General features: G+C 44.6%; 8 protein-coding genes. 3 read left to right on the top strand and 5 right to left on the bottom strand.

Features of this window, described 5'->3' with window-relative positions:
* Window positions 1-1344 precede the first annotated feature (1344 nt).
* The 3 genes from ABWV76_RS07245 to ABWV76_RS07235 are packed head-to-tail and all read right to left on the bottom strand — an operon-like array spanning window position 1345 to window position 7317.
* Window positions 1345-3474, bottom strand: coding sequence for an ATP-binding cassette domain-containing protein (locus ABWV76_RS07245; protein WP_353375642.1), 2130 nt, complete (start codon window positions 3472-3474; stop codon window positions 1345-1347).
* Window positions 3464-6220: an ATP-binding cassette domain-containing protein gene (locus ABWV76_RS07240; protein ID WP_353375641.1), complete on the bottom strand. Its 2757-nt coding sequence runs from the start codon at window positions 6218-6220 to the stop codon at window positions 3464-3466. Before ABWV76_RS07240 ends, ABWV76_RS07245 begins: the two co-directional genes overlap by 11 nt.
* Window positions 6217-7317, bottom strand: a complete 1101-nt coding sequence (locus ABWV76_RS07235) for an HlyD family secretion protein (RefSeq protein WP_020414490.1) — start codon at window positions 7315-7317, stop codon at window positions 6217-6219. Before ABWV76_RS07235 ends, ABWV76_RS07240 begins: the two co-directional genes overlap by 4 nt.
* Before the next feature lie 1509 nt (window positions 7318-8826).
* On the opposite strand from ABWV76_RS07235, the gene ABWV76_RS07230 reads away from it, so the two are divergent.
* Window positions 8827-9147 carry a hypothetical protein gene (locus tag ABWV76_RS07230; protein ID WP_353375640.1) on the top strand — a complete coding sequence of 107 codons (321 nt, stop codon included), beginning with the start codon at window positions 8827-8829 and terminating at the stop codon, window positions 9145-9147.
* Between the two features lie 123 nt (window positions 9148-9270).
* Here the strand turns inward: ABWV76_RS07230 and ABWV76_RS07225 are convergent, their stop codons facing one another.
* Together ABWV76_RS07225 and ABWV76_RS07220 are read right to left on the bottom strand one after the other, a co-directional pair.
* Entirely contained in the window at window positions 9271-12258 is a 2988-nt protein-coding gene (locus tag ABWV76_RS07225; protein ID WP_353375639.1) for a TonB-dependent receptor, read from the bottom strand.
* Between the two features lie 636 nt (window positions 12259-12894).
* Window positions 12895-13596: a glutamine amidotransferase-related protein gene (locus ABWV76_RS07220; RefSeq protein ID WP_282952398.1), complete on the bottom strand. Its 702-nt coding sequence runs from the start codon at window positions 13594-13596 to the stop codon at window positions 12895-12897.
* Window positions 13597-13927: 331 nt separating this feature from the next.
* Here ABWV76_RS07220 and ABWV76_RS07215 point away from each other — a divergent pair, with 331 nt between their 5' ends.
* Window positions 13928-15529 (top strand): AbgT family transporter, encoded by a 1602-nt coding sequence (locus tag ABWV76_RS07215; protein WP_353375638.1) that lies wholly within the window; start codon window positions 13928-13930, stop codon window positions 15527-15529.
* A gap of 741 nt (window positions 15530-16270) precedes the next feature.
* Window positions 16271-17326, top strand: coding sequence for an AraC family transcriptional regulator (locus tag ABWV76_RS07210; RefSeq protein WP_353375637.1), 1056 nt, complete (start codon window positions 16271-16273; stop codon window positions 17324-17326).
* Window positions 17327-17360 lie beyond the last annotated feature (34 nt).

Genomic DNA, 17360 nt, shown 5'->3' with positions numbered 1-17360 from the left:
TTAGTTAGCTAAAATTATGGCTCAACCGCCAACTCTAACATACGCATGATATTGAGAAAGCATTACCAGCCTAAAATAAAAATCCGACCATTTAATCAAAAAAACCTTACAATTCTGTACTTTTTATATCAGCTCAAAATATATATAAGATTTGGACACATCTGATCCAGCACCCAAAAAGATAACCGAAATTATATTTTTAAAATGTAAAATTACTGGAATGTTACTATCTTTCCCAGAAATAAATAAAAACTTACAAACCACCCTACCAAATTAGTAACCACCACACCCTTGAAAAACCAACTCATATAAAAAGAACCAGTTTCCCACTTATTGTTCACTGAGAATAAACCAATACATTTAACACTAAACGAATCATACTTACACTTTCAATACTATTTTGAAGTTTCAAGATAGAATAAAAAACTCTAGAAAATAACCTCTCATATATAAACAAGTCATGATCTGAGAGATAACGAGAGTTTGTCATTCTAGTGCTAATTAGATAAACTCGATAATATTTTGGCTGCCCCCTTTATGAGCCCTTATAAAATAAAGGTAAGGATGACACCAAGATTATTAGAAAAAACTCTTTGAGATTAACCGAACCTAAAAATTTACCTTTAATTAAAATTTAATGTAGAGTCAGCAGAAACACCAAGAGAAAGACCTTGTCGGCAAGAAAATATGGTTAATATATAAAAACTGCAATAAATCCAAAAATTATATTGGCGACCGAAGGAACTTCAACGAGTATTCAGTCGCATCGGCAAGCTAAACGCCATGAAGAAACACTTAATTCAAAGTGCATTGATCACTTAGGTCTAACTTAGAATTAAGACATCTTTAAAAGTCATCCACAAAGTCAGAAACCTAGACTAGAGATGTTGTGACAGCACTGTGATGCCGCTGAACACACCAAAAAGCCTGAACATAAGTCTCATATGGCAAACTTTAATTTGAACCGCAGTTACTTCCCTAATTGGGAGGGGGCTCTGGTATAGCCTCAGGACCAGCTTGGATATCAGTTTCAAAAAGCATTATTATACTCCATCTAGGAATTGACATTAAATTACAATTGGTTAGAGGCATAACCATGTACCGATACACAAATGGTACGGACCGAAAGCTAAGCCTCTAACCCTAAAACTGCTAAATATTCTAAACCTGATCTGTTGGCGGCTCTGGACTTGCCTCTGGACCAGCTTTTATATCTGTCTGACTATGCATATCATATCTCCTTTTACTCTTTAATTTGTCAAAGTTGCCATCATTCATTACTGAATAATGGACTATAGCAAGCTTAACTCGAATTTAGCTTTTTAGGCCAATGTTAATCGATAATTATGGGTGAGCGATCACAACTAATGTATTCGAATATTTTTTTATACAGTTTATCACTTTACGTAAGTTACCAGGATCTAGAGCAGCCAAGCTTTCATCCAGTATAACCAGCTCGGCATCCTGTAACAAAGCTCGAGCAATAAACAACCGACTCATCTCCCCATGTGACAACTTCCATCCCATCTCTCCTACGGTCTGCAGTATCCCCGCAGGCATTTTATTTAACAGGGGAGTCAGGCCCAACTCATCACAAACTGCATAGGCCTTTCGCAAACTCTCTTGCGTTGGTGGCCACTCATTCCCCATCAACAAATTAAATAGGAACGAGTCACCAAGTACATGATTTTCATGGAACTGAGGGGAGGAAGCTACGATTCGACGCCATTCATTCAAACCAAAACTGGCTCTATCGTACCCATTTAATAACATCAGTCCGTCACTTGGCTCATGGATACCTGTAATAATATTCGCTAAAGTAGATTTGCCTGACCCTGAAGCGCCTTGCAGTAATATACGATCCCCAGAATATATATTCAGTGTACATCCGGCCAGTATTGACCTGCCTTTTCCAGAATAGCTGAAACACAAATCCTTCATGGAAATGAAAGGTTGATTAGCTGTAAGCGTTTTCACACTATTTGCTTGCACGGTCCGAAACAAAGTGTGTGGTTGTGGTATTTCAAGGGCAAATAGCTTTCGTACGTTTTCCCAAGCTAAAAGGGCACTCAGAGCACTGGTGAAACCACTCATACATTTAAGCACTGCACGGTAGCCGAGTAGCACACCACCAAAGGCCACTGCTAGCTGAGCACTACTCACATCACCACTAATGAATACCGGTAACAATCCCACTACCCCAAATAAGAGCCACATGCGCGGTAAAAGAGCTACTAAGCGCACCATGGTACTATCTACGTCTGTAGAAGCTTGTAGGTAATTACTCAGCTCCCGATCTTCACCACGATGCCAATCCACCGGAGCTTGCTGGGCAAGGCGAGTGCGATGACCCAACATCTTTTCAATTAAGCGATCTGTCATTGATAGCCGCTGGACAACCCAGCTGCGACGACTTTGGTACTGGGCACTCCCCAGGACAATCGCCACAATGAAAAACAAAGGCAAAAGCAATAGATATATATGCCCTCCTGCACCTATCAACAATACAAAGACAGCCATAAGTAGCTCTGTAGCCCCTAACACCAAAAGGAAACTTCCCTGTAACGCGTTAGACTCAATATTTTCTGCATCATAAACACGCCCTAATACTTGGCCAGTGCCCATATGGCGCAAACGGTCTGGGTTGATACGCAGGGCGCTAGCAAGTAATCGTCGTTTTAGGAGTGCTCCGCTTTCTATCGATATAGAACCGCGTAGATGTAAGGTAAACAATGACAGAGGAACTTGAGAAGCCATCAACAATATCCAGGCAACAAGCCAGCCCGTATCGATATAGCCACCCAATACGGCACGTCCAATGACCCACCAGCTGGCCAAGAAAAAAACCATTTGTGTTGCGTGGCAGGCCAGCATGCCTAAAAATTGCCAGTGCTGGCTTCGCAAGCGTAACTGTTTCCAAACAGAGCGATGTGCAGGCTGGCGCAGTAACCAGCAACCTTCAATGCGCACCCCTGCCAGATTCTCTTTAAGTAGAGCCTCGGTCGCACGCGCGCGTCGTCGCTCCCCAATATTAATACCATCAAGTAAACGCGCTATACGCTCACGCTGGAAGGTCACTTGTCTATGACTGAACTGGGCCTCCACCTGACTAAGAGAATTTTGAACCACTTGCAACGTTGGGGTAAGTAAACGCAATTGACGGCGATTCCCCCCACATAAGGCGGCAAAATACTCACCCTCACCAAAATTTAAGCGAACCAATGCAGGTGAAGCCTGTAACAACATCTGGCTCAACTCGCTATAACTACAACTAACTTGCTCGACCTGTATATCTAGAGCTTCCGCACTCGCTTGTAGACGAGTGTTCGTGTCCAACTCATTATCTGTTGAAGAGTAATCCAGTATTTCCGGCTCCAATCCACAATGCCGGGCTAACGCCTGTAAGGCAGAATCTAGTTGAGAGGCAGGCCAACAACGGGAGCGGAGTTTGTCGCTTGAAATTTCAGAATTCATGGACCACCTCCTCGGACTGCCTTTCTTTTGGCTGTATCAGCTCCTCTTTCTTAATGGGCCTTTCTACCTCTGACAGGCTTCCTGCAGCCATGCGCAAGTAGCGCCAATCACTACTCTGCCAACACTCTTCCCATGCCTTTTGTTCAGAAACTACTAACCGCGCATAGTGGGAATCCCTACGGGATTTCAGCTTTTTAGGTGCGCCGTCCTCTATAATACGCCCATCCTTTACTACCAGCACACGGGGAAAATCCTGCGTCTCAGAAATATCGTGGGTAATGCAGATCAAAGTGGTATCTTTCCAAATTTGTCGCACACGCCCAAGAAGTCGCTGACGCTGTTCACGATCCAAACCTCGAAAAGGCTCATCCAAGATTACGCAACAGGGGTTTTCCTTTCCCAGGGCTCGCCCCAGGCGTACGCGTTGGCCTTCTCCACCGCTAACAAGTGCACCACTTTCGCCAAGGGTACTTTGTAATCCATCTGACAGCGAAGCCACTAGCTTGAGTAGATCCGACTGCTCAAGAATTGGATACAAGGATTTATTAGGGCTGTTGCCGTAATTCAGGTTATCAAGGAGGCTACTATTCCAAAGCTGGATAGCGGGGTCTACCCAAGTACAATGCATGCGAAATTGAGCCAGAAGCTGGCCTTGCAGTTTCAAGCCATTCAAGAGCAACTGTCCACTGGAAGGTTTATGCCACCCTAACAAAAGGCCAGCAAGACTGGACTTTCCCGCGCCGGACTCACCAACGATAGCGACATGTTCTCCTGGAACAATATTCAGGTTAATACTATCAAGAATGGTGCGACCGCTGACCTGGACACTGACATTTTCGAAGCAGAAATGTGCCGGTTGCGTCAGGCAAAAGCTCTCTTCTTTCTCATTGTCATCCGTTACTCCTTCCTCTGTTTTATCATTAACCGCCAGTAAAGGTTCTAAGGCGCGCAGTAAAGTATTTCGCTGTCTTGGATACTCCCGCATTAATACGGCAATATCTTCTCCCAGAGGTGGAAGGGCTAAAACCCAATAAATCAATAGCAATAGATCAGGGCTCGCTCCACGAACTTGGATGCAGTAAGCCACCAGGGTACAGACAAGTACACAATTTATAATCATCTGCACCGCCTGGCTGTTTAATTGCAAATGCAGAGAAAGATAACTGGACTTCACCCACTCGGTAAGTAAGCTCCCATGCTCTTTGCGCACTGACTCGGCAGCACCATGAGTTCGAATCGGAACAAGCCCTAAGAGCGCATCCATATAAAATCGAGCTAAGGCACCCGCATGTGTCTGGACACGCATGTGATGATCGTTAAGTAAAGGCTGGAACACCAGGGGAATCAATACCTGGACAGCGACCATCAGAATTACAAGCGGCGCAGCAGTCGGCGCAATCCATATAATTCCAGCAGCCGTAGCAAACAAAGAAACTACTTTAAAAAGAATACCACCTCCCAGCACAGGGAGTTCTCGTAATGCACTAATACGGTGACTGCGCTCGGCAGTATCTGAAGTTGGGCGACTCTGAAAAAAGTGATCCGGGATACGCGGCAATGCTGTGAGAAAACGCATACGAAAACGGTTTTCCAAGTGCCTCCCAATCATCAGTTGAATCTTTGCTGCAGGATACTGAATGAGAACTACAGTCAACATAAAACCCAGCAATAGCACCACAGTACCCGTCCGCTGTATTTCAGTACCCAGCTCACTATGGATATCGATCAGCCCCCGAAAGAGCAACGCTTCGGCCATTAAGCCAAATACGGCTCCCATCATCGCCAGGATAACTATGAGTGGAGCGAGTAAGCCATCATCCCGCAACATTCCAAACAGCTCCTGCAATGGACGAACAGGAGGCTCCTCTAAAGCTCTGGATAAGTTCTCAGAGCTTGGTTTCACTTCAGCATCTTTACGTAAGCCTTTAACACTTACTATTACTGCACCGCTGAACTCCAATTGTTCTGGAAACTGTTCGAAAGGTGTATTTAAGTCAGTACCAGGTGGACAATGAGGACGGGCACACCAATAACTCTCTGGCACCAAATTAAAAGCATCAGCAGAGCTTTCAGAAAATTCATCCACCAGCTTTTGTAGTATCCCACTAACTTCGCTTCCTCTGCGTAATGCCCCGGAGGACACCAGGGCGGTCATCATACGGACAGATGCATCAAGAAACGCTAAAGGTAGCCAACTGTCTGACTTCAGTGCAAACTGACAAAACTTCGCACAGAGTGATTCGGAAATTTTTAAGCGAACTATTCTTGTGCGAAGGGGATTCATAAAGTCATCTCCTCCCGCCCAGGCGCGCCACCCCTGGGGGGGAACACGCATAGTATGAATATGCAATTCTTCGAGGAAGCGATGAACATTGGGCCAACGTCGGCCACTGGCTGGGTCCATTACCTGTATAACACTACCGTGATTACGCCAGGCAACAACAAAATGAGTATTCCCATTAGGTAAACGCACAACCACCAGCCCAGGTAAATAACCAGGAATATCCATTAGCAAGTGGTCTTTTGGTACGACCATTTGAGCCGCATCTAATCCTAATTCAACAGCAATTTTTTCCAGCGTATTTATAGAAGTACCATCCACATCGGTCTGGCAAGCATCGCGCAAGTGGCCATAGTGGACATTGACTCCAAACCCCTCCAACAGGCTTTTCAGAGATGCCGGACCACAGTCCATATTAGATGTCTGTACAATTTCAGGTACTAGCCAGCGGATTTTCTGCCTCACTGAGAAAACCTCGCATTGTTTAGCTTACTATCTGGCTCCCCTGTCAACATATCTCCAACTCGCTGTAGTAGCAGTTGATAAGGAGTTTTTATCCCGGTAGCAACTTCTACTCTCGCGGGCAGGTCATGCATTAATGGTAGTTGTTGGGGCACTTCGCCTTGAAGAGATAGCTCGACCAAAATTCGATCTCCATGAACAGCACTGGCAACCCTCTCTACACGAGCATGAAGCTGCCCATAGCGCGCCCAGGAAAAGCCATCTAGTTTAACCCGGGCACTTTGCCCTTCACGAATATGCCCTAAAGCCATGGCCGGAGGAAAAAAGGCTTGCACGCTAATCATGCCTTTTGCTTGCATTGTGGCAATCTGTTGGCCAGCAACCAGAACCTCTCCCTCACGAATATCCGCTAAAGAAGCGAGCTTACCCGAAATTGGAGCACGTAACTGTTGCTCATCCACAGCCAAGTTACTCCGCTGTATGCGGGTATCCACCTCTGCAAGCTTACTTTGAATATCCGCCCGACGCTGCTTTAACCCACTAAGAGCAAGTTGATATTCACTGGCAATTTCCTCAGACCGATCAACGGTCGCCTCAATTTGGGCTTCTGAAGCCAGAGTTGCCATAGCCATTTGCTGGTAAGTTCGCTTTGCTGCCAAATAATCCAATTCAGAGCTTTGCTGTTTTTTCAATAATCGCTCATAACGATCTGCCACATCAGCCTGTATCCTCTGATTACTTATCTGAAGTTGGTACTGCTGGCGAATGAGTTTTAACTGCCCGTTGAGAGCTTTATTATCTTTTTCAAACTTTTTATCCAGAAGGGTTTGTTCCCGCCCGATCGCCTCCAGCTGTATTGCAAGGCTCTGGGAAATTTTATTATTCCCATCCAAATCAAGATCATACGCAGCAGTATCAAGCTGTACCAATATATCTCCCCTTTTGAGGATATCCCCCAGAGAAGCCTGGATAGACACTACTCTCCCTGTTCTTTGGGTGCTCACATGTACGGTATTTTGCTCCTGCTCAAGCCTGGCTTGATCACTAACGCTGTATGTAGTGATATCTTTTGTCAGAAACCAAACTATCCAAGCCACCATCAGCGATATACCAAGAGCTGTAGCCCATGCTAACGAGTAAAAAGTATCCGCAGAGATAGATCGAGTTGTATTAATGAAGGGGGTTGGCAATGCGATTCACCTAATTTGTACCAACTATGGCCAGTACTATTTATATTTCACCTTTATATGCGTACAGCCTTTGGCTGTTTATCGCGGAACCAAATCTAAATGCCCTATAACAGATAGTCAAATTCGATAAATATTGAACTATCCAACTAACTTATCGCTGTCTTTCTTGCCTATATGATCAAAAATCCAACATTGAACAAAAATAAATTCACATTTATCAAATAGTAAAATTCTAAAAATTTCTTATAGAGACGACCTACTGAAGAACTGTTATTAAAGTTAGAAATTAAAAAACATAACTTACTTTTATATTTTTAATCTAAAGCAGCCTATTAAAACCTTACCTTACAGTCATTTTCCTAACTTGTATGCCGCTCCCCTACTCGAACAACTTCTCCCCAACCAATACATAAATGAAATCGATAGAACAGAAAAACACGTATATTTTTTACACCTCACTAAATTAATCGTCATGGAATCTTTAGGGCAAAAAAACCTATGCGTTAGTACACGGGCTATTCCATGGTGGCTGGTGGCGGGTTGCCCAGAGGCTGGTCGCAACTTGACACCGCACCTTCAGCTCCACCCCGACAGGTTTGGATGGAAAGCACCGTCTAATCCACCCCGGCATTGGTATCGAAACTTTTATTGAATATATAGTCAGCGTCATTGAATGGGAGGAGCTTGACAATATCATCTTGGTTGGCCATAGCTTTGCCTGTATTACTGGTACAGCTGAGGCAGACAGAGTCAGGAAGCGCATAAACAGCTAATCTACCTAGATGCAGCAGTTGCCCATAATGGGCACTGCTTCTATGAACAGTGACCAGATCCGAACCAGGCTATGAGGCTGGCCCAAGCTAAGATGGCAAGGGGTACTGAGTGTTTCCTAACCATACCTGCCCAGTCATTTAATATTATAAAACCCAAGGATATAGCCTGGGTTGAGCGCCACCTGACTCCCCATCCGGTAAAAATCTATCTTAACCCAATACATCTAAGTAAGCCGGAAAGATCTGGGCTGCCTATATGTTACTTGTACAAATCCTGTACACTCCTCTCGCACACAAAGTCGAACATGGGCAAAAAGCTGGCTGGCTGGCTGGCTGGCTGACAAATGATAGAAATCACCACAGGCCATAGCGCCCCTATTACTAATCCTGACATTGTTAGCAGTCTTTTACTAAGCCTATAGCCATGCTTTATTAACACCTATATTCTCACCTGTTCGATACCCTCTTCTTTTTCCAGAGAGCGCCAAAGCAGTATTCAAGGTCAACAGCTATAATGTAATCAGCTGAGATTTTCATATTGAGAATTATTGAGAAATGTATCTATCGGCTAGCCAGTCATGAAGTTATATCAGCCTTATATCAGCTTAAAGCATCTAATCAACATCACCCTTTCTGGTAGAAGCACATGCCCAGCTGCAAGATATTTATAGAGTCCTCAAAACTGGTTCCAGATTCTGTGCCAGCCATATTTAATGAAATTCTTATCGAGGGGCTTGAAGCCAAAGGAGAGCATGCAGTTACAGCGGTGGTTGAATCAAATTATGTAGAACCCGCTGGCTGTTATATCGAAATAATATGCAATAAAAAGCCTGCACGCACACATGAAATATTGCAAAAACTTGCTATCCGGATTGATGAAACAGCAAGAAGGATTTTTCAAATCGAAGATCCTATCACAGTAAGAATTTTATTGTTTGATGAAGACTTAATGTCGGGAATCAACTAACATTTTGACCGCAAAAATAACCATTAGAAAAAATTAACAATCAGCCAAAACTATAAATAGTAACACCAGAGGCCGCCTCCTCTTCAGCTGAAGACAGCCCCTACTAAAAATACTCCTCTTATTTTAAAAGCGCGCACTTGCTCCAAAACGTAAGTAACGAGGAGTTTGATAAACCTGATTGATACCCCAATTCGGATCAGCAATCCCTGGGCTCAATTCGGCAAATTCATATACTTCAGTCTCAGCATCTGCATCCAGAAGGTTAAAAATTTCAGCTCTTAATTCTAGATCAGCCAAACCAATTCGAGTAGTATAAACCAATGATAAATCTATTTGTTTAACCCAACTAGTTCGTCCACTACTGCCACGCTCTGCTTTTATCAAATTACCATCGGAATCCGTAAGATAATAAGTATCCCCATAGGAAGGAGTACCATTAGGATGCCCCGTACCAAAAGAGTTAATAGGTCGCCCTGATTGCCAAAGTAGATTGACCCCTAAGAGTAGGCTTTCCATTATTTGATAATTACCATATATTTTAAACTTATGGGTACGATCATTAGGAAGAAAGCCATCGGCTCCATCCATTAACTCAGGGAAATCGAAGTCTTGAGTTATTCCCGCATCATCTTGTGCATTATCTGACTTTACATAACCCTCAGTATTCCCCTTACTTTCAGACCAGGTATAGCTCGCACTGATTCCCCAGACCCCATCAAATCCTCGCTTGGTCGAGACCTCCAACTCTTTATATTTTCGTTTTGCCTCAGGGTAAGCTAATAGCTCTGCAGGAAAAGTTGTCATCTCCAGCTCGCCAGTTCCGTACCTATCATAAGGTATAGTAATATCATTACCTGGATTAGCTAGTACATATCCATGAGCATCTCCAGTATGCTCATAACCCAGAGCATCAACAGCATGATCAATACTCACATCATCAATATGGGATTTCAAATCACGGTAAGTGGCCTTTAACCCAACAGTCCAATCACTGTTTAAAACCTTTTCATAACCAAAAATAATTTCATCCTGATACATCGGCTCTAGATCCCGATCCGATAGCTGCGCGCTATCAGGAACTTCGCCACTGGAAGTTATCTGAGTGGAGCCTATTTCTTCAGAGAGAGGGATACCATCGGTACCTACATTAGATGGAGCAACAGTGACGGGGTCATAATCCCCATCAAATATAAAGTAGCGCTGTATCCCTAATTCACCACCAGACAAACGCACATTGGTATTTGAGGCAATCGGCATAAAGTACCGCCCCCAATTACCAAACAAACGAGATTCACCATCGCCAAAGGGGTCCCAAGAAAAGCTTAGCCTGGGCGCCCACTGATCATCAATTTCAATAAATACATCTCCCTCACCGTTATAATTAGAAAAGGTCTCATTCCGAAGCCCTGCACTTATAGTAAGGGTGTCAGTGATATCCCAAGTATCCTCAATGTAAAATGCTTTAGACTCCACTTCAAAGTCACCTGACACTTCCCCCAGGCGATATCGAACAATGTGGACATCTGATCCATCCCCATGAATATCGGGAACGATCCCCCCATTTGATAGTTCTGCACCTGGCGTAAAAGTATAATATCTATAGTAGACACCTCCATCTGCTCGCAACCCAGTACCCGAATAAGTTTCTGCAGAACTTGAGGAGTTATTTTCTTGATCATAACCAAATCGTAAGGTGTGATCCCCTAAGACCCATTCAAAATCTATACGATCAGCAACGCGCTCATCACCACCAGTTTGAGGCCTGGCACTAGCCTCACAGCCAGGAAATGTAGAAGAATTCCCCGGTATTGCTCCATCACTTGTATCAACAACATATGGGCATTCTGTATCGGTAGTGCTCGTAGTGGTTAGGGAATATTCATTCTCACCATGGAGAAGTGATACACTAAAGTTATCAGTTATTTGCCCGTCGTATCGAACAAGCCAGTTTTCTCCTCCTCGCTCATCCCATACTGTACCTTTATATCCTTGATCATCCTTATTGTAAGGGTCATAGTTTAATTGCCTGTTCTCTCTGGTGCGCTCATCTGAGAAATGTACGTAGGAAAATATATGATTATCAGTAATATTCCAGGTTAAATTTATTCCCCAGAAATCATCACCAATCTCTCTATCATTGAAAGTACCCGGATCAGCCCTTGTTGTAAATTCTTCAATCGTTTCCTGTTGCTCATATAAGGCATAGAAAAATAGTTTATCAGGAACTATCGGCCCACTGACATAATAGTCAGTCGTATATCTTGATTTTTCGTTTTCGGAATTTAAATCATAAAGAGTGCCATCAGTGGATATTGTATTAGGACTAGTTGAGCGAAGGTCCGCAGGCTCATAATAAGCAACCACTCCATATTCAAATTCATTACCTCCCCTTTTAGTAACAGCATTCAGTACCCCACCAAGTGAACGACCAAATTCAGCGCTATATCCCCCAGTTTTTATTTGAAACTGATCATAAAATTCAAAGGGGACTGAAGAACCACCAAGTCCATTTCGGAAATTTGTAACATTGAGACCATCAATATAATATGCATTTTCCCCTACAGAGGCGCCACCAAAAGAAATCAGATCCTTATCTTCCCCAAAGCCGGAATCCCCCAGAACTGTCCCAGGCGCCAACAAAGCTACCGATTCAATGTTACGAGAAACAGGCAGCATCTCTATATCAGCCAACCCAATATTAAGTGAGGATTCCGCTGTTCCCCTACGTATTTGCGGAGCTACCTCCCCAAAGACTACAATCTCTTCAAGATCACCCAGTGACAAAGGTATATCCAAGCTGGCCGAACTACCAATCGAGACTAAAACCTTCTCAATAACCGTAGGTTGATAACCACGTTTTTGCACCGTAACTTTATAGGCCCCACTGGGAAGGTTAACTCTGAAATCCCCATTCACCCCAGTAGATATTGTTCTTTTAAATCCATTTTTCTCATTCTCGATAATAATGGTGGCGTCAGTTATCTCAGCTCCATTATGTCCTAAAATTGAACCATCAATCGTTCCATTAACATTTCCTGCAGCTATGGCTTGACTGCCCAAAATCGACAGGCTAATAGATGCAGCTACTATTGTCTTCTTGAATAAGGTCATAAAGCCACCCTTTTTATTGTCAGTTTATTTATAATTTATCGGCTTTTATATCAGGCTCAAAATATCTACCCCGCTACCACAGCCTCCAATATCAAACCAAGTAGACGTTCCACTCCTTCTAAACAACCAGTTATAAACTCATCCGACCCATAGAAATCCTAAAATGGGATCAAAAGCAAACGTCCACTTTGAAGAGACTGAGACACACATTATTCCTTCATATTTTGTAAAACAATCTCTTTAGCTCTGCATTTGTTAGAAATCAGAGAGAATCACGCCAAGAACGTGCTAACCACTCAATAACCAAATAAAATAGATAACTGAAAATGTAATTTGTCCCAGAAAAATTAAAAAGACTCTGGAATTTATAAGCTTGATATGAAAACCCTAACAATCACCACAAATTAAAAATGATTATTTCTTATCAAATTAAAAAAATTATTAATTACATCAAAATCAATACATTACTGGCAAGGTTGCTTACACAATATCTTCTTATTCAAAACCCAAATTTGATTTTGCAATCAAAGGATATATATCTTGACCAAGACTGATGAAAATAAAAAATTCTGCGGTAGGGTTAAAGTGATGAAGAGGCAAGATAAGAGGACGAGAAACCCGCCCTCTTGAAATATATTATTTGCGCAAGAACTCCAACATCCACTTGGCAACGACATTCTCATGGATATCATTTTGTAAAGAAGCCTGCCCCTTCTGCACAACTTCTTCGCCGAAAGCTTCCCGGCGCAACTCCATCAAGCTATTGGAATAGGGCTTTGTAAACTCTGGGTGAGCCTGAAAGCTGAGCATATGGTCATCCACTTGCAACATAGCCATAGGGCAAAACTCGCTGGAAGCCAGCACACGGCCGCCCGGGGGAAGCGCTTCAACTTGATCCTGGTGGGTAACCAACAAACTAAAGTTATTCAGCGGCTCAGACATCCAGGAGGGAGTTTCCTGCATCTCATAGGTATGCACTCCCAATCCCCAACCTTTGTCAGACTTGCGGGTTCTTCCTCCCAGAGCCTGAGCAATCAGCTGGTGTCCAAAGCAAATGCCAATAGTGGGCTTCTTTACATCGTGTAACTTGCGCACAAATTGCATCAGCGGCGGAATCCACTCTTTATCATCATAAACACCGGTTTTACTACCAGTGATCAGATATGCATCTACTTCATCTATCTGCTCCGGGTATTGACCGTGCTGTACCTCGTAGGTAGCGAACTCCAACCCTGAATCCTGACTGCGCAATAGCTCGGCAAACATCTCCGGATACTCGCCGAATTCGCCCACCAGCTCCTTGCGCACATCGTCGGTCTTTAACACTCCAATTTTCATTATTTCACCGCTGAGTTGACTGCTGAGTGTTGGGATTATGGCATATTCAAGAATGACAGGTCTCTTAAGCTGACCTGTTAAAAGACTGTCACAAACTCACAGTTTTGGTGACCGAAATAGAAGTGCCGTTTCTTTAAAACACCCTCCCCAGTGTATATCTGACTGGTGATTACCGATCCACCCGTAGGGAACATTCCCCCCTCAGGCATTCTTACCCAAAGGACTTTTGTGTATGATCGCGCCTTAGCACATTTTTCAGCCAATTATTCGGCTAACGGACGCTCCAGAGGCAATTAGGAGCAGCCGACACCAAAATGATTGAGGACAAACAATGACCACAACGACCTCCCCCAGCGATCAGCAGGATAATTCGCCTGGGCGCAAGACGGCCTTTACTCGCTTCCTAGATGTAGTGGAGTGGCTTGGTAATCTGCTTCCCCACCCCATTACCCTGTTTGCACTTTTTGCCGTTGGGGTGGTAGTGCTCAGTGGCATAGCTTCCTACTTTGGCCTGTCCGTCGCCGATCCCCGCCCTGTGGGCGCAGCTGGCCGTGACCCAGATGGAGTCATTGAAGTCTTCAACTTGATGAGCGGTGACGGCCTTAGGATGATCGTCACCAGCCTGGTGAAAAACTTCACCGGCTTTGCCCCTCTTGGAACAGTATTGGTCGCTCTTCTCGGAGTAGGGATTGCTGAGCATTCAGGCCTGCTGAGTGCCGCAGTACGCGGCTTGGTATTGCAGGCTTCCAAGCGTACTGTCACAGTGATCGTGGTCTTCGCCGGTATTATCTCTAACACCGCCTCAGAACTCGGATATGTTGTGCTGATCCCTCTGGCAGCCATGATCTTCCACTCCCTGGGCCGTCATCCCCTGGCGGGTTTGGCTGCTGCTTTTGCCGGTGTCTCTGGTGGTTACAGCGCCAACCTGTTACTGGGCACTGTGGACCCACTACTCTCAGGCATAACAGAATCAGCAGCCCATATGATTGACCCGACCTACAGCGTCGGTCCGGAAGTAAACTGGTTCTTTATGATCGTCAGTACTTTCCTGATTACCCTTGTCGGCAGCTGGGTCACAATGGCAATCGTAGAACCCAAGCTGGGTAAGTATGACCCAAATGAAGCTTCGGTAGATTTAAGCCAGGACAAGCTGGGCACTTTGACCGATGACGAGAAACGGGGACTTAAATACGCGGGTCTCGCTGTCTTAGCCGTTTCCGCTCTATTTGCTCTTTCTGTTGTACCTGAGTGGGGAGTTCTGCGTAACCCGGAGACCGGCTTGGTAGCCGGCTCCCCATTCCTGAAAGGTATTGTATCCCTGATCCTCGTCTTCTTCGCCATTCCTGGCTTTGTTTACGGCAAAGTGGTTGGCACCATGAAGAATGACCGCGATGTGATTGATGCCATGGCCAAGAGCATGAATAGCATGGGCATGTATATTGTGCTGGTGTTCTTCGCAGCACAATTTGTTGCCTTCTTTAAAGTCACCAATCTCGGTACTATCTTTGCTGTACTGGGCGCCGACGCTCTACAGAGCATTGGCCTGACCGGGCCACTGCTGTTCCTGTTCTTCATCATGATGTGCGGTTTTGTAAATCTGATGCTCGGTAGCGCATCTGCCCAATGGGCTGTAACCGCCCCGATCTTTGTACCCATGTTGATGCTGCTCGGTTATGCCCCCGAAGTTATTCAAGCGGCCTATCGTATCGGTGACTCTGTGACAAATGTGATTACGCCAATGATGAGCTACTTTGGCCTAATCATCACCTTCGCCGCCCGCTACAAAAAAGACCTAGGCATGGGCACCTTGATCGCCACTATGATCCCCTACTCTATTTTCTTCTTTATCGGTTGGACTGCCCTCTTCTACATTTGGGTTTTTGCCCTGGGCCTCCCTGTTGGTCCAGGAGCCGCAACCTATTACGGCGGCTAAACCATACACTCCAGAGCCCGCCCTATGCGGGCTCTTTTTTTTACAACCCCTTGTCCTAATCCTAACTACAGCCACCAAAGAAAGTACGTATGTCCCAATTTCGGGCAGGCAAGGCTTCTTGCAGAGAACATATTTAACGAAAACCGATTTCTGACAAATTTTTCTGAAAAACTATTATTCCCAATCGCTTAGTCGCCATAAAACAAAAAATGCATTTATAAGAATTTAAGGAATATTTTTCTTAAATGACCAAGCATACGGGTATTTTTTTTCTTTAGGCGACAAGGTTTAAATCCACATATCGATTAACAGTCTTCAAAAGACCTAAAAAAAACAAGTAATATAGATACTTGTAATAACGTTAAGCGGAGATCAATACGCGGATTATCGCCACCAGCGCCTTGCCCTGATCGAACTATCATTCACTATCCGCTCAGGATGAGCACCATGGTTGTGCCCTGCACTGACCTTATTCTTATAAGGCAGTGACTGTTATTGCCCATCCATCCATTGACATATCCGGACGTCAAAACAGAGCAGACTTCCGCCGACAAGATTGTCCTTATAACAGACACAGTAATAACCCTTAGAAGAAAACCATAAATAACGTGCCACAAGGCTCCGTTTTTTATTATCCCTGGGTTCTGCTAACAGTCGTTTCACTAACGCCAGATTGAATTATTTAACTCGGAACAAGTTCATAACGTCATTTATCCGAGTGGTATACAGGATTCTAAGAAATTGACTCAACAAATAAGAACTACGCTGTTAACGGGCTTTTATGAGTTGGTGAGCCAATTTAATGGCAGCCCTGAGGCCTTGCTAATAAATGCCCGAATAAATCCCCAGCAAGTTGAAAGCCTTGAGGGTTACCTACCCTTAAGATCCGTAAACGACCTGATGAACAGAGCTACGCATCAACTCAACTGTGCAGATTTTGGACTGCGCCTTGCTTACAGCCAGGGGGCGGCTGCATTGGGATCGCTGGGAGCAGCGGTACTGCAGTCCCTAACTTTGGGGGAGTTCCTCAACGCAGCAATTAGGCAGCTCGGAGAGCCACCCTATAACCTGCGTGTGGAACTTCAGAAAAAAGGCAAACACACATATCTTTATTTTTATTGCATAGACGACCTCCAAACAGAGGAGCGGGGAGCCCCCGCTATTGCCCTGGAACAGTGCCGAGAATTTCTCCTCGGGGTCTCCATGGTCGCATTACAGAATCTTTGCGGAGAAAACTTCCAATTGGAAGCCGTGCATCTGCAAACAGAGCGCCCCCTGCATGACCAGTATGAAAATTTCTTCGGTGTCCCGATACACTTTGGGCGGGAAAAAGATGCACTTATCCTGAGCAGTAGCTCCCTATTACACCCCACTGAAAAGTGTAACCCGAGCCTACGTCCACTGCTAAAGACATATATTGAAGAGCTCCTACAACAGGGGGAAGCCAGTCTGATAGAGCAAGTGCAGCAGCTTATTTATTGCCTGATGCCGCTGAAGCGTTGCAGCCTGCAAGAAGTTGCTAACCAACTTGGCATGCACAAGCGCACCCTGCAAAGGAGGCTGCGTGACCGCAATCTCGTATTTGAAGATTTACTGGATCGCATTCGCCGTGAGCGTGCCGAATACTACTTGAGTACCAAACAGCCGCCCATGTCACAGATATCCAATATGTTGGGATACCGTGAGCAGAGCTCTTTCAACCGCGCCTGTTATCGTTGGTTTGGAACCACGCCGATGCGTGTGAGACGCCAAATGATAGCCAGCATCGCTGCCAGAGAAGTATCAGAAACCGAGTAATTGGACCCTTCACCAAAAATGGCAGGGTGCTTAT

Source organism: Microbulbifer sp. NBRC 101763 (genome assembly GCF_040371615.1).
Classification (GTDB): domain Bacteria; phylum Pseudomonadota; class Gammaproteobacteria; order Pseudomonadales; family Cellvibrionaceae; genus Microbulbifer; species Microbulbifer variabilis.
Note: the sequence above shows the minus strand (reverse complement) of the source record. Positions and strands in the feature narration are given on the sequence as shown.